This window comes from Massilia rubra (genome assembly GCF_011682065.1).
Classification (GTDB): Bacteria; Pseudomonadota; Gammaproteobacteria; order Burkholderiales; family Burkholderiaceae_D; genus Telluria_A; species Telluria_A rubra.
The window spans coordinates 329,499-343,450 of sequence record NZ_VUYU01000003.1 but is presented as its reverse complement, the minus strand read 5'-3'; the positions used below and the strand labels follow the sequence as shown (position 1 = coordinate 343,450).

At 66.2% G+C, this 13,952-nt stretch carries 15 protein-coding genes; 9 read left to right on the top strand and 6 right to left on the bottom strand.

Annotated elements, in window-relative coordinates; translation table 11 throughout:
* Positions 1-19 precede the first annotated feature (19 nt).
* The gene (locus F0185_RS06665; RefSeq protein WP_167222729.1) at positions 20-352 is read right to left on the bottom strand and encodes an ArsR/SmtB family transcription factor; all 333 of its coding nucleotides are present in this window, start codon (positions 350-352) and stop codon (positions 20-22) included.
* 164 nt (positions 353-516) lie between these two features.
* On the opposite strand from F0185_RS06665, the gene F0185_RS06660 reads away from it, so the two are divergent.
* The 3 genes from F0185_RS06660 to F0185_RS06650 all read left to right on the top strand — a co-directional run bounded on the left by F0185_RS06660 (position 517) and on the right by F0185_RS06650 (position 3,227).
* Positions 517-1,074 (top strand): Spy/CpxP family protein refolding chaperone, encoded by a 558-nt coding sequence (locus F0185_RS06660; RefSeq protein WP_167222727.1) that lies wholly within the window; start codon positions 517-519, stop codon positions 1,072-1,074.
* Positions 1,075-1,144: 70 nt separating this feature from the next.
* Positions 1,145-1,849, top strand: coding sequence for a response regulator (locus F0185_RS06655; RefSeq protein ID WP_187362454.1), 705 nt, complete (start codon positions 1,145-1,147; stop codon positions 1,847-1,849).
* Positions 1,842-3,227, top strand: coding sequence for a HAMP domain-containing sensor histidine kinase (locus F0185_RS06650; protein WP_167222726.1), 1,386 nt, complete (start codon positions 1,842-1,844; stop codon positions 3,225-3,227). The genes F0185_RS06655 and F0185_RS06650 overlap by 8 nt, the downstream gene beginning before the upstream one ends.
* 34 nt (positions 3,228-3,261) lie before the next feature.
* On the opposite strand, the gene F0185_RS06645 is transcribed toward F0185_RS06650, so the two are convergent.
* Positions 3,262-3,726 carry a DUF2269 family protein gene (locus F0185_RS06645; RefSeq protein ID WP_167222724.1) on the bottom strand — a complete coding sequence of 155 codons (465 nt, stop codon included), beginning with the start codon at positions 3,724-3,726 and terminating at the stop codon, positions 3,262-3,264.
* Entirely contained in the window at positions 3,726-5,018 is a 1,293-nt protein-coding gene (locus tag F0185_RS06640; protein ID WP_167222722.1) for an SDR family oxidoreductase, read from the bottom strand. The genes F0185_RS06645 and F0185_RS06640 overlap by 1 nt, the downstream gene beginning before the upstream one ends.
* Positions 5,019-5,090: 72 nt before the next feature.
* Between F0185_RS06640 and F0185_RS06635 the strand changes: the two genes are divergently transcribed.
* Positions 5,091-5,558 carry a hypothetical protein gene (locus tag F0185_RS06635; protein ID WP_167222720.1) on the top strand — a complete coding sequence of 156 codons (468 nt, stop codon included), beginning with the start codon at positions 5,091-5,093 and terminating at the stop codon, positions 5,556-5,558.
* On the opposite strand, the gene F0185_RS06630 is transcribed toward F0185_RS06635, so the two are convergent.
* Positions 5,538-5,675 carry a hypothetical protein gene (locus F0185_RS06630; RefSeq protein WP_167222718.1) on the bottom strand — a complete coding sequence of 46 codons (138 nt, stop codon included), beginning with the start codon at positions 5,673-5,675 and terminating at the stop codon, positions 5,538-5,540. The genes F0185_RS06635 and F0185_RS06630 overlap by 21 nt on opposite strands.
* A 46-nt stretch (positions 5,676-5,721) precedes the next feature.
* Here F0185_RS06630 and F0185_RS06625 point away from each other — a divergent pair, with 46 nt between their 5' ends.
* Complete coding sequence (locus F0185_RS06625; protein WP_167222716.1) at positions 5,722-5,928, top strand: hypothetical protein; 207 nt, start codon at positions 5,722-5,724, stop codon at positions 5,926-5,928.
* Between the two features lie 117 nt (positions 5,929-6,045).
* On the opposite strand, the gene F0185_RS06620 is transcribed toward F0185_RS06625, so the two are convergent.
* Both F0185_RS06620 and F0185_RS06615 read right to left on the bottom strand, forming a co-directional pair.
* Positions 6,046-8,502 (bottom strand): TonB-dependent receptor plug domain-containing protein, encoded by a 2,457-nt coding sequence (locus F0185_RS06620; protein WP_229476784.1) that lies wholly within the window; start codon positions 8,500-8,502, stop codon positions 6,046-6,048.
* Positions 8,503-8,843: 341 nt separating this feature from the next.
* Positions 8,844-9,791, bottom strand: a complete 948-nt coding sequence (locus F0185_RS06615; protein ID WP_167222712.1) for a DUF808 domain-containing protein — start codon at positions 9,789-9,791, stop codon at positions 8,844-8,846.
* A 233-nt stretch (positions 9,792-10,024) separates the two neighbouring features.
* Between F0185_RS06615 and F0185_RS06610 the strand changes: the two genes are divergently transcribed.
* The 4 genes from F0185_RS06610 to F0185_RS06595 all read left to right on the top strand — a co-directional run bounded on the left by F0185_RS06610 (position 10,025) and on the right by F0185_RS06595 (position 13,845).
* On the top strand, positions 10,025-10,237 hold the full coding sequence (locus tag F0185_RS06610; protein WP_167222710.1) for a BrnA antitoxin family protein: 213 nt from the start codon (positions 10,025-10,027) through the stop codon (positions 10,235-10,237).
* Positions 10,238-10,402: 165 nt separating this feature from the next.
* Positions 10,403-10,687 (top strand): HU family DNA-binding protein, encoded by a 285-nt coding sequence (locus F0185_RS06605; RefSeq protein WP_126074928.1) that lies wholly within the window; start codon positions 10,403-10,405, stop codon positions 10,685-10,687.
* 193 nt (positions 10,688-10,880) lie between these two features.
* A complete protein-coding gene (locus tag F0185_RS06600; protein ID WP_167222708.1) occupies positions 10,881-11,519 on the top strand; it encodes a LysE family transporter in 639 nt (212 codons plus the stop codon).
* A gap of 115 nt (positions 11,520-11,634) precedes the next feature.
* Positions 11,635-13,845, top strand: coding sequence for a DUF6600 domain-containing protein (locus tag F0185_RS06595; protein ID WP_167222706.1), 2,211 nt, complete (start codon positions 11,635-11,637; stop codon positions 13,843-13,845).
* Positions 13,846-13,952: the final 107 nt, after the last annotated feature.

The window sequence follows — 13,952 nt, the reverse complement described above, 5'->3', positions numbered from 1 at the left end:
AATATGTAAGCAGTTGTTACTACAGTCGCGTTGGCGCGGGTGGCGGAACGGCATCCGGTCCGCATGGGTTGCCGCCGCAGCAATTCTCGGTCAAAAATCCGATCAAGGCTTGCATGGTGGCCATGTGCGCCGCATAGATCAGGTAACGCCCGTTCTGGGTTGGCGCGATCAGTTCCGCGTGGGTCAGTTCCTTCAGGTGAAACGAGAGCGACGACGGCGGCATTCCCAGCTTCTCGCTGATCTGGCCCGGCGACATGCCGCCCGGGCCGGCCTCGATCAACAGGCGGAACACCGCCAGGCGCGACTCCTGGGCCAGCGCGGCCAGGGCCGCCAGTGCGTTCTTGTTTTCCATGCTCAAACCTCCGTCGTCGATATTTCCATCCTATTGGGAATATCGAAGGCACGCAAGCACCCGCTTTACAAAACTTTACCGCCCACACATGAAGCGGACAGCCGCGCCGCCTACAGTACAAGCATGCGGAGCCAGTCCGGCGCCGCCTCACGAAAGGCAAAACCATGCATCCGAACAAACACGGGCACCACCACCACCACGATCACGATCATGAAGGCAATCACGGCCACGGCCATGGCCATGGACCGCAGCGGCGCGGCCGTCGCTGGCTGGTCGGCGCCGCCCTCGGCCTGGCCGCCGGCGCCCTGAGCCTGGCCGGCGCCAGCTTTGCCAACGAAGGACGCGGCATGTACGGCCATCGCGCCCACCTGGCCACGATGGACCCCGCCACCGCCGGCAAGCACATCGACAGGATGGTCGAGCACTTGCTCAACGACGGCACGGCCGAGCAAAAGGCGCGCCTCTCAAGCATCGCCAGGTCCGCCTTCGCCGACCTGCAACCCTTGCATCGCGACTTCAAGGCCGGCCACGAACAAGCCCACGATCTCTTGATGGCGCCGGCCATCGACCGGGTCGCGCTGGAACAGTTGCGGGTGCAGGAAGTCGAGCGGGTCGACCAGATCAGCAAGCGCATCCTGGCGGCGGTGGAAGACGCGGCCGAGGTGCTCACGCCCGAGCAGCGCGTGCGCTTCGCCGCGCACATGAAAAAACGCATGCAATGAACGCCTGCGACCAATCCCAGCCATGTATCCTTGGGCCTTCCGACACTTTGGACGACACGTCGCCGCCAGCATGCTTCCGCGTATCTTGATGATTGAAGACGACCAGCGCCTGGCCGGCATGGTCGTCACCTACCTCGGCCAGAACGGCTACGAGGTGGCGCACGCCGGCACGGCCGCCGCCGGCCTGGCCGCGTTGGAGGCGAGCGCCCCGGCGCTGGTCTTGCTCGACCTGATGCTGCCCGACGCCGATGGCCTGGACGTGTGCCGCCGCATCCGCGCCCTCGGCGCGCCGCTGGCGTCGGTGCCGATCGTCATGCTCACCGCCAAGGGCGACCCGTTCGACCGCGTGGTGGGCCTGGAACTGGGCGCCGACGATTACCTGCCCAAGCCGTTCGAGCCGCGCGAACTGCTGGCGCGCCTGCGCGCCGTGCTGCGCCGGCCGCAACTGGCCGCGCCCGACACCGACCTGCGCCAGTTCGGCCGCCTGCTGATCGACAGCGGCGCGCGCCGGGTCAGCATTGACGGCCAGGCGCGCACCCTCACGTCGTACCAGTTCGACCTGCTGCTGGCGCTGTCGGGCAGCGCCGGGCGCGTGCTCTCGCGCGAACACCTGATCGACGCCGTCAAGGGCGAGTCGCTGGAACCGTTCGACCGCTCGATCGACGTGCATATCGGGCGCCTGCGCCAGGCCATCGAGGACGATCCCAAGCAGCCCAAGCGCATCATCACCGTGCGCGGCGCCGGTTACGTGTTCGCCAAGGTGCAGGATGCATAAGCGTGAACGCGGGGAGGAGCGCAAGCGCGGCGCACACGGCTGGCATGGGCGCGCCTGGAAGCACAGGGAAGAACGCGACTGCGCGCCGCCGTGGGAACGCGGGGACCGCGGACGCAAGCGGCGCTTTTCGGTGGCGCACCACCTGTACCTGCGCATCTACCTGGCGCTGCTGGTCAGCCTGGGATTGGCGGTCTGCCTGTTCGGACTGGTGCACTGGGCCTACGATCCGGAGCACATGAACTCGGGCAACGAAGCCTTCGGCGAGCTGGCGGCCAGCATCATTCCGCCAGCGGACGCGTCGCGCGCCGATCAACAGGCCGTGCTGACCCGCTGGAGCAAGCGCCTGCAAACCGACCTGGCGCTGCACACGGCGGCGGGCGTGCCGATCGCGGCCGCCGGCGAGCCCTTGCCACCGCTGCCGCAAGCGCAGCGCAACAGCAGGCTGCTGGGACCGATGGCCGTGTTCACCCTGCAGTTGCCGGACGGCCGCTGGCTGGTCGGCCAGCGCGCCTACGGCAAGAGCGCCTCGCTCGGCCTGCTGGCGATCCTGCTGCTGATCGCGCTGATGGTCGCGGCCGCCGCCTACCCGGTGGTGCGGCGCCTCACGCGCCGCCTGGAGCGCTTGCAGGCGAGCGTGGAAACCTGGGGCGGCGGCCAGCTCGGCACCCGCGTGGCGGTCGAAGGCAAGGATGAAGTGGCGCGCCTGGCCAAAAGCTTCAACCAGGCGGCGGCGCGCATCGAAGCGCTGGTCGGCTCGCAAAAAAGCCTGCTGGCCAACGCCTCGCACGAACTGCGCTCGCCGCTGGCGCGCATCCGCATGGCGGTCGAACTGATGCAGGAACAGGCGGCGCCGGCGATCCGCGACGAGCTCAATCGCAACATCGGCGAACTCGACCAGCTGATCGACGAAGTCCTGCTGGCCAGCCGGCTCGACGCCAGCGCCGAGCGGGCCCGCAGCGACGAGCAGGTGGACCTGGCCGCCATCGTGGCCGAGGAATGCACGCGCGTCGACGCCACCTTCGACGCGCAGGCGCTCAGCGTGCCGGGCGACGCCAGGCTGCTGCGGCGGCTGGTACGCAACCTGCTGGAAAACGCGGCCCGCTATGGCGCCGGCACGCAGGTGCACGCCAGCCTGCGCCAGGAGCGCGCGTCGCTCGTGCTCGATATTTGCGACAGCGGCCCCGGCGTGCCCGAGGCCCAGCGCGAGCGCATCTTCGAGCCGTTTTATCGGGTGCCGGGCGCGAGCGAGTCGGCCGGCGGCGTCGGCCTGGGCCTGTCGCTGGTGCGCCAGATCGCGCGCCATCACGGCGGCGACGTGCGCTGCCTGCCGGGCGAACCGGGCGGCTGCTGCTTCCGCGTGAGCTTGCCGGGCGTGTAAGGCCGCTGGCGGGCGTCCCGCGTCGTTATAGCGCTCAGGCGGGCTTGGCCACCATCAGCCAGAACACGATCACCAGCGCAAAAAACGCCGGAATGCCCAGCACCACCCACCAGCGCAGGTAGCGCCAGTACAGCGCCGGCAGCTCGGTGTTCTCGCGCGCGGCCAGCTGGGCCATGTCGCGCATGCGCAGCTGCATCCACACCACCGGCAGCCAGCAGGCGCCGGCAAAGAAATACAGGCCGACCGACCAGACGATCCAGGCGCTGGTCCAGGGATAACCGGCCAGGTGAATCATGTACAGCCCGGTGAGCGGCTGGACGATGATGGTGGTGGTGGTAAAAATCCAGTCGGCCCGCACTACATGGCGGCTGACCACGGCGATCGCGCGCACGTCGCGGCTCAGGCTGGTGAACAGCATGTAGAAGGCCGAGCCGATGCCGGTGCCGAACAAAAACGTCGACGACAGGATATGCAGCCACTTGACGATCAGGTAGTCCATTACTTCTCCTCGAGTTCGAACAGCAGCCAGATGGCCGCCAGCATCGGCAGGTTCTTGCTCAGCGGACCGTAAGGGTGCAGCAAGAATTCCGGCAGCATGACGGCGATCACCAGCGTGTAAAAGCCGATCAGCAGCAATTGCGCGCCCCACAGCCAGCGCCGCCGCTTGAGCGTGAGGATGCCGATCCCGATCAGCAAGTCGAGCGCGCAGGCGCCGTACAGCATCGACGGCGCGAGCGCGGGCGGCACGCCGCTTCGTTCCAGCAACCGGAGACTCTGTTCGACCGGATACAGTCCGGCCGACACCGCCGCCGTGGCAATCCACACCGCCGCGATGGCCACGCGCAGCACCGGCATCAGCCAGTGCAGCTTGGCCTGCATGCGCTCGCAAGCGGGGTCGTCGATGAAGCTGGCGACCGGGCGCGGCTGGCGTCCGATCAGGCGCACCGTCATGCCCGGATCGGCGCTGCTGCCGCGGTCGAGCATGCGCAGCGAATCGCGGTTGAGCAGGCTGCCCGGCACCAGTTTTCCCAGCCTGGCCAGCACTTTGCCGCACCAGGCCGGCAAACGCAGCACGCGCAGCTTGCCCAGGCCCATGCCGCTGCGCAAAGCCGCCAGGTAATCGGTGAACGGCAAGGCGGCCTGGCCGACCAGGGCGATCCGCTGGGCCGTGGCGCCGGCCGGGCCGACCGGCAGCGGACGGCGCACCAGGCTGGCGATGGCGCAGGCCACGTCGTCCACGTGGATCGGCTGCACCAGCTGCGGCGCGCTGCCGAAACGGGCGCACAAGGGCATGCTGGCCAGGGTGCGGAACACGCGCGCGCTCACGCCATCCTTGCCGTACACCAAAGACGGCTGAACGATGGCCGAGCGCAGCGGCAGCAGCGCCAGGTAATCGTCGGCGGCTTTCTTGCTCAGGTGATAGGCGGTGTCGGCCTGCTGGTCGGCGCCCAGCGCGGACAGCTGGATCACCATGCGCACATCGTCCGACTCGACGCAGGCGGCGAACAGCACGCGTGGCGTGTCGCTGTGAATGGTGGCGAAGGTCTGGGCGCCATGCTCGCGGAAAATCCCGACCGTGTTGATCACCACGTCGATGCCCTCCAGGCGCGCCAGCCAGGTCGATTTATCGGTATCCTTGGCGAAGTCGGCCTCGATGTAGCTCAGGCGCGCGCGCGTGCTGGCGGCGGGCGGCTTGCGCACGGCCGCCACCACGTAGTACCCCTCGGCCAGCAACACGTTGAGCACATGCCTGCCGATAAACCCGCTCGCTCCTGTCAGCAAAATGCGCATCCGACCTCCTTACCATTCATACCCATAGAGCCTGTATCAAGCAACACGTTCACTACATTCCACGAGGACACCATGGATACCTGGAAATCTGCAACCCGACGCGGCCTTGTTTCAGGGGCCAGCGCCAGCCTGCTCTCGAGCGCCGCCCTGGCGGCGCTGGGCAAGGCCACCGACGACAGCGCCTATGGCCCGACCAACGCCGTCAGCCACTGGCTGTGGGGCGACAAGGCGGCCCGCCGCGACGGCCCGTCGCTGCGCTACACCGTTAGCGGCTACCTGATCCACCACGCCAGCGCCACCTTCTGGGCGGTGCTGTTCGAGCGCCTGTTGAAACGCCAGCTCGACAAGCAAGATCCGGCCGTCACCTTGCCGGCGGCGGCGGCCGCCTCGGCGCTGGCCTGCTTCGTCGATTACCGGATCACGCCCGACCGGCTCAAGCCCGGCTTCGAACAACGCCTGTCGCGCCCGTCGCTGGCGCTGGTGTACGGCGCTTTCGGGCTGGGCCTGGCGCTGGGGGCGTTACTGAACCGGCGCGACTGAGTTGCGCGAGTCGGGATGATAGCGGGTTTTGCGCGTGCGCTCATCGCTCATGGCGTCATTGGCGCATTCAATGCCGTGCTGGCGTGCGCACGGCACGACAAGGCGGTTGATTTTCATGCGACGAGCCCTGACAATATCTGCGGAACATGTCCGGGAGAGGACGATGAAAAACACAAATCGCTGCTCGACTGACCGGCAGTCAATGCGAATTCAGGAAAAGATGGTTGCGCCTGCCGGGCAACAGCCCGACGATGATCGCGCCAGGAGGCTGGAAGTGCTCAAGGGCACGTTCGGCATGTGGAAGGGCAGGCCGGACCTGCCGCAGGATGGACTTCAGTACCAGCTTGAGATGCGTGCTGAATGGGATTGATGCTGTTCGATACGAATATCGTGCCGGTCACCATCGGACCAGCACGATGCCGTCCGGGCAGGCCGTCGCACACACGGTTTGCGTGCGCGCGACGGCCGTCCTGCATGGCCCGCAACGTCAGAACGCGTAGGTCGCCCGCGCGTACACGTAGCGCCCGCCACGCCCGAACGGGGCGTAGTTCGGGAACGGCGCGTTGCCGCTCGGATTAAGCGCATTGCCGACCGACTCGGGATACTTGTCGAACAGATTCTCCGCACCGAGCGCCAGGTTCAGCTTGGACGTGAGCGCATAGCGCCCTTCCAGGTCGATCACGGTTTTCGCGGCCAGGGTCACGTCCAGCGCCGGCGAGGCGTTCGGCGAGAGCACCTTGCCGTAACGGGTGGCGCGCAGGGTGGCGCCCATCTGGCCGAGTTTCCAGTTGGTGCTGGCGTTGAACTTGTTCTTCGGCTGGCCCTGTTCCAGCGACAGCACATTGAGGCGGTCGAACAGCGGGGTCGGGCTCGGCAGCGCGGTCAGCTGCGCCGTGGCCGGCACCTTGGTTACGTCGGTGCTGGTGAAGTTGCCCGCCACCGTGAAGTCGAACTTGCCGATATCGCCGCCATTGGCCGCCCAGTTGACCACCACGTCCACGCCGTCGGTGGTGGTGTCGACGCCGTTGATGAAGAAGCGCCCGCCGCCGACGCCGATGAAGCCTTGCTTGGTCAAAAAGTTACGCACATCGGCGGAAGTCAGGTTTTCCGACAGCACGATGCGGTCGCGCACCTTGATGCGGTAGGCGTCGATGGTCACGTTGGCGCCGCCCAGGCGCAGCACCGCGCCGAGCGAGGCGTTGACCGATTTCTCGGCGTCGAGCGGCTTGGCGCCGAGCGCCACGGCGACCGGATCGGTCGGGCGGAAGGTGGTGATTTCGAACGGCACGCCGGTGATGAAGTTCGTTGCCGTCGAAGTAAAGTTCTGCTGCTGCGGCGAGGGCGCGCGAAAGCCGTTCTGCACCGACGCGCGCAGCGCGAAGGCCTTGCTGAAATCGTAGCGGGCCGCCAGTTTGCCGGCCAGGCTGTCGCCGAAGTCCGAATAATGCTCGCCGCGGATCGCGATCGAGGTCAGCAGTTGCGGGGTGATGTTCGCTTCCAGGTCGACAAAGGCGCCGATCGCGGTGCGGTGCGTGTCCGATTCATTTTGCGGGCGGAAACCCGAGAACACTTGCGCGCCCGGGGCGGTCGGCTGGCCGTTCGGCAGCATCTGGCCGCCGAAGCGGTAGGAGTCGGGCTCGCCGGCGAACAGGCTGTAGCCTTCGCGCCGCGCTTCGGCCCCGACCGCCACGTTCAGCGGCGAGGACAAAGCGGCCAGCGCCAGCGAGCGCACCCCGGTCAGGTTGAACACCAGTTGGTCGTATTCGAAGCCGCCGGCGTCGAACGCGGTCTTGCTGCTCGGGCCGATCGAGCGGTTCAGGGTGTTTTCGATGGTGAAGCCCATCTTGTTCTTGCCGTAGCCGAGCGAGCTATCCATTTCCCAGTCGCCCATGGACCAGCTGGCGCCGCCGGTGACGGCGAAGTCGTCGACCACCGGCGAGATGATCGGCATGAAACCGTCCGGATAGATCGAAGGGATGTTGCGCGGATCGTTGGACCAGCGGAAGAAGCCGGCCGAGCTGGCCTCGCGCTTCTGGTAGCTGGCCCAGCCGTACACCTTGACCCCGTTGCCCAGCGTATCGCCGGCGTTGGCGAACACGGTCGACTGTTTCATTTCCGGTTCGCCATACCAGGTGTTGAAGCGGTTGATGGTGTTTTCGCGCGGGTCGAACGCGCCGTTGACCAGTGCGTACTGCTGGCGCATGTCGTAGCCGCTGCGTTCGGTGTGTTTCTGGTCCTTGAATTCGCCGGCGATGGTCAGGTAGCCGGTTTCGCCCAGCGCCAGGCCCTTCCACAGGCTGACGGTGGCGGTCTGGCCGTCGGTGCGCTTGCGCGAGTTCTGGGCCTGCCAGGTGGCGTTGGCGGGCGCGCCGCCGGTGAGGAAGTCGTATTCGGTCAGGCGCGCGCCGTAGTTGATTGTCGCTTCGCCGCCGTCGCGGTTGCTGCGCAGGCGCAGGTTGACCACGCCGGAAATCGCATCCGAGCCGTACTGGGCGGCCGCGCCATCGCGCAGCACTTCGATATTCTTGACGATCGCGGTCGGGATCGTGTTCAGGTCGACGGCGGCCGAGCCGCGTCCGATGGTGCCGTTCACGTTCACCAGCGAGGAGGCGTGGCGGCGTTTCGAGTTCACCAGCACCAGGGTCTGGTCGGGCGCCATGCCGCGCAGGGTGGCGGGACGGATGGTGTCGGTGCCGTCGGCCAGGCCGGGGCGCGGGAAGTTCAGCGACGGCAGGGCCACGGCCAGGGCCTGGTTGATTTCGGTGGTGCCGGAATTTTTGAGCGATTCGGCCGAGATGATATCGACCGGGGAGGCGGTGTCGAGGGCGGTGCGGTTGGCGACGCGGGTACCGGTAACGACCACGGTCGCCGACGTGTCATTCGGTGCTGCGTCCTGCGCGAAGGCGGCGCCGGTGGAAAACAACGTTGCAATCGATAATGCCAATACGTGCTTCTGTGGTGCGAATCGTTTCTGCATACCTGCTCCCTCGGTTATCTATAATTTTGTTTTAACTAAACCTATCAACTCTTAAATACAAATAGTGGAAAACTTGCCGATCCATACTGGAACGAAGACAAAGCAATGTCAATTCCGGAACGGAGTATGCAGATCTGATAACAACAGTTTGGATCTATTCGTCAGTTCCGCGTAAGGAACGCGGCGATGCCCCCCGGTGTCGGACCTGACACCGGGGGGACAGACACCGGGGGGACAGGGGGGGACACCGAGGGGAACAGCCGGGGCCGTGTCTGAATGTCAGACCTGGCACCGGCGGGGGAATAAGATCAGGCGGGCTTGGCGCCGTCTTTGCCTTTGAATAAGCGCTTGCCGATCATCACCACGCCCAGCACCAGGGCGCCGGCGATCACGCCGATGACGGCGTCGATCAGGGTCGGCACGATGGCCTTGAGCACCGGCCCGATCCCGCCCACCGCACCCGCCGCCGCAGCGGCATCCGCCACAAAATGATGCAGCAGCGGGAAGCCGTGCTCCAGAATGCCGCCGCCGACCATGAACATGGCCGCCGTGCCGACCACCGACAGGGTCTTCATCAGCTTGGGCGCCGCCGCCAGCAGCAGGCGTCCGAACGCGCGCGCGGCGCCGTTGGGCCGTTCGCTCAGGTACAGCCCGGCATCATCGAGCTTGACGATCGCGCCCACCAGCCCGTACACGCCCACCGTCATGATGATTGCAATGGTGGTCAGCACCGCCACCTGCTGCCCGAACGGCACCCCTTCCACCGTGCCCAGCGAAATGACGATGATTTCCGCCGACAGGATGAAGTCGGTGCGCACCGCGCCCTTGATCTTTTCTTTCTCGAGCGCGACCAGGTCCACCGATTCGTCCGACAGCGCCTTGACCAGCTCTTCGTGGTGGGCGGCGTCTTCGTCCGCGCTGTGCAGGTATTTGTGGGCGATCTTCTCGAAGCCCTCGAAGCACAGGTAAGCGCCGCCAATCATCAGCAGCGGCGTGATCGCCTGCGGCAAAAAGGCGCTGATGGCCAGCGCGGCCGGCACCAGGATCGCCTTGTTCATGAACGAGCCCTTGGCCACCGCCCACACCACCGGCAGTTCGCGGTCCGCTTTCACGCCCGTTACCTGCTGGGCGTTGAGCGCCAGGTCGTCGCCGAGCACGCCGGCGGTCTTCTTGGCCGCCACTTTGCTCATCACGGCGACATCGTCGAGGATGGTCGCGATGTCGTCGATTAATGCCAGTAAACTGCTTGCAGCCATCTGTCCTGCTCCAATAGGGTCGAAAAGATGCATCTTAACCCGAGTCCGTCCAGCCCGGCATTTTGCGTTTCACCCCCCAAAATCTGCAATTCGTCGCTTTCCGGGCCTTGCCGTGATGGCATGTACGTATAGTGACATCAGTGCCAAGCCCGGTCATTAACACGCCAGCCCGGGCCTGTCCTGATCGATACCAAGCGACGCAAGCCAACCAGTTGATGTAAAGCGAGGCCACCATGAAATCCGAGTACGATTTTTCCACCGCATCCCCTGCCGCCGGGCGCCCGGTCAAGCGCAAGACGCGCATCACCATTTACCTCGACGACGAGGTGTTGCAGCAGTTCCGTTCGCTCTCCGAGCAGAGCGGCAAGGGCTACCAGACCCTGATCAACGCGGCCCTGCGCATGCGCCTGCCGCAGGCGCGCCCCGAGACCGCCCTGGCCGAGTAATCGCCAACAGCGCCGCGCGCCCCTTTTTCGGGCGCGCACGAAGGTGTCCGATATCGTCGTGATCCAGTCACAGCGGGGGTTACTTTTGTGCGTACACTTTAGAATTTATTACACTAGGCAATAATTATGCTAATCTTCCCGCTCTTTTAACACGGGAGGATTTTTATGAAAAAAGGCGAACTGATTGCGGAATTTGCGAAGCGTACAGAAATGTCCGGCGCAGCTGCCAACAGCGCGGTAAACACGATCATCGAGATCATCACCGAGCGCCTGAAAAAAGGCGACACGGTTGGGATCACCGGTTTCGGTACGTTCTCCGTTGCCAAGCGCGCTGCGCGCAAGGGCCGCAATCCATCGACTGGCGAAGCGATCAAGATCGCTGCGTCGAAGTCGCCAAAATTTTCGGCTGGCGCGACCCTGAAGGCTGCGGTCAACCCGAAGAAGAAGTAAGCGAAGCAGTAAGGCTTTGCGCGCGGCCTGAAGCGGCGACGTCGGTCCAGACCGGCTTCGCCGCTTCAGTTGCCGCGTGTTTTTTGGCCCCGCCTTGGCGCCTCGCCCTGGCGCCCCGCGTCACTGTCGTACCTTGAATCTTGCAGCACCGAGCCCTGTCTCCATCCCGATTACCCTCTTCCCTGACTTCCCCATGCCGCTTGCCAACTGGATCGCCTTCGTCATCGCCGGCTCGCTGATCGCCATTTCGCCCGGTTCCGGCGCGGTGCTGTCGATGTCGCACGGCCTGGCCTACGGCTTCCGGAAAGCCAGCGCCACCGTGGCCGGCCTGCAATGCGGGCTGCTGCTGGTGTTCGCCATCGCCGGCGCCGGGGTCGGCTCGCTGCTGCTGGCCTCGGAACTGGCATTCAATATCGTCAAGACGCTCGGCGCCCTGTACCTGATTTACCTCGGCGTGCAGCAGTGGCGCGCCCCGGTGAGCGCCGTGCGCGCCGACGCCCCCGTGCTGGCCCACCCAAGCTGGCAAAAGCGCGTCCTGACCGGTTTCCTGACCAACGCGACCAACCCGAAAGGGATCATTTTCATGGTCGCGGTGCTGCCGACCTTCATTTCCAATTCCCTGCCATTGCTGCCGCAGCTGGCGATCCTGGGCGCCACCATGGTGACCATCGATACCATCGTCATGCATGGCTACGCCTTGCTGGCTTCGTCCATGCAGCAGTATTTCCGCGACGCCGGCGCGCTGCGCAAGCAGAACCGGTTCTTCGGCGCCGTGCTGGCGTGCATCGGCGGCGCGCTTTTCTTTGTCAAGCGCGGCGGCAACCCAGCCTGAGTTGCTCCGAAAGTAACACGAGCGCAGAATGTGCAACTGTTTGTAACCCCTGTCTTCCGCTGGCGCGCTTGCGCGTTACACGTGGACGACGTCCCTTGTACGCCCTGGAGCCTGTATGACTATTCCTTTCCGTAAAACCGTGATGTTGTTGGCGTTCTCCGCCTTGTCGACGCTGGCGCTGGCCGATACGCCCGCGCGCGTGGGCCGCATCGCCCTGACCCAGGGACCGGTGAACATCAGCTCCGAGGTCGGCGAGGAAGCCACGGCGGCGCTGGTCAACTGGCCGGTGACGACCAGCAACCAGATCGTCACGCAACGCAACGGCCGCACCGAAATCCGGATCGGCTCGACCTCGGTGCGGCTCGATGGCGATTCGTCCCTCGACGTCATCGAACTCGACGACGACAAATTGCGCCTGCACCTGCATTACGGCAGCCTGAGTTTGCGGGTGCGCAACGCCGAGGTGCTGCGCGGACTCGAACTGTCCACCCCGCAGGGCCTGGTGCGCATGCGCGACGTGGGCCGCCTGCGCATCGACGCCGAACGCGTGCGCGACACTACCAACATCTCGGTGTTCGAGGGCACGGCGCAGGTCGACGGCGGCGGTTCGAGCTTGTCGGTGCGGGCCGGCAAGCGCGTCGATGTGCACGAGGACGACGTGCGCACGGCGCTCGCGGTACGCGACAGTTTCGACGACTGGTCGCTGCAGCGCGACGCGCGCGACGAGCGCACCACCTCCGACCGCTACGTCACCACCGAGATGACCGGCTACGAAGAACTCGACCAGCACGGCGTCTGGCGCGACGACAGCGATTACGGTCCCCTGTGGACCCCGCGTACCGTGGCCGCCGGCTGGGTGCCTTACCGCGACGGCCGCTGGACCTATCTGGCGCCGTGGGGCTGGACCTGGGTCGACAACGCCCCGTGGGGCTACGCGCCTTCGCACTACGGGCGCTGGGTGATGGTCAGGCAGCGCTGGTCGTGGGCGCCGGGGCGCAATATCGGCCGTCCGGTGTGGGCGCCGGCGCTGGTCGGCTGGGTCGGCGGCAATAACTGGAACCTCGCATTCAACGACAACGGCGCGCGCCGCAACGCGCCCGCGCAGGGCTGGTATCCGCTCAATCCGGGCGAATCGTACGTGCCCGGCTACCACCTGCCGCCCGAGCACCTGCGCCACCACAACCGCCATGCGCGGCCCGACTATCGCCCGGGCCGGCACGACGGCCTGACCGTGGTCGGCCTGAACCAGTTCGTCGGGCGCGGCCAGATCGTGGTGCCGCGCGCGCCGCGCCCGGTGCTCACGCCGCTGGCCACCCAGAACATTCCGTTCGGCGCGCCACCGCGCCCGCAGGGCAACTGGCCCAATCGCTTCGACCGCGACGGCGATGGCCGGCCCGACCGCAACGCAATTGGCCGCGTGATCACGACGCCGTCCAACGGCGCCCAGCCGTTCAGCCGCCGCGAGGGCCGCCCAGGCGACAACGAACGCTTCGTGCGCACCCCGCCGCAAGTGCTCACCACCAATGAACCGCAGCGCAGCCTTGCCGAGAAGGACAGGCGCCAGCGCGAAGCCGAGATCGAACGGCGCGAGCGCGACCAGGCCAACGAACGCCGCCTGCGCGAGCTGGAAACCGACAACCGCCGCGCCGCGGATGGCCAGCAACGCCAGCGCGAAGCCGATCTGGCCGAGCGCCGTCGCGAGGCCGAGGCCGACCGCCAGCGCGGCGTCGAAGGCGAGCGCCTGCGCACGATCGAGAGCGCGCGCCAGCAGCGCGAAGCCGAAGCGCAACTGCAAGGGCAACGCGACGCCAGCAATCGCCAGCAAGCCGAACGCCAGCAGCGCGAGGCCAACAACCGCCAGCTCGCCGACCGGCTGCAGCGCGACGCCGACCAGGAACGCCTGCGCCAGCTGGAACGGCAACAGCAGGCCGATCGCCAGCAGCAAGCCGAACGCCAGCAGCGCGACGGCGAGAACGCGCGCCGCCAGCAGGCCGAGCGTCAGCAGCACGATGCCGAGAATGCGCGTCGCCAACAGGCCGAACGCCAGTCGCGCGATGCCGAGAACGAACGTCGCCAGCAGGCCGAGCGCCAGCAGCGTGATGCCCAGCAACGCGACGCCCAGCAGCGCGAGGCGGCCCAGGCCCAGGCACGCCAGGCTCAGCAAGCGCAGCAGGCTCAGCAGGCTCAACAAGCGCAAGCCCAGCAATCGCAAGCCCAGCAATCGCAGCAGCAACAGCAAAAGCAGGCCGAAGAGGCCGACAAGCGCGAACGCGCGCGCGAGCAACGCCAGGACCGCCGCGACAACGTACAGCAACAGATTCGCTGAGCCGCGCATGCGCGGGCTCGCCTGGCGGGCTTGCCCTACCAGTCTCACCTGTTCCTCCCAAGGGAATAGTTCAAGGCCAGCCTAGCGCTGGCCTTTTTTTGGCTACA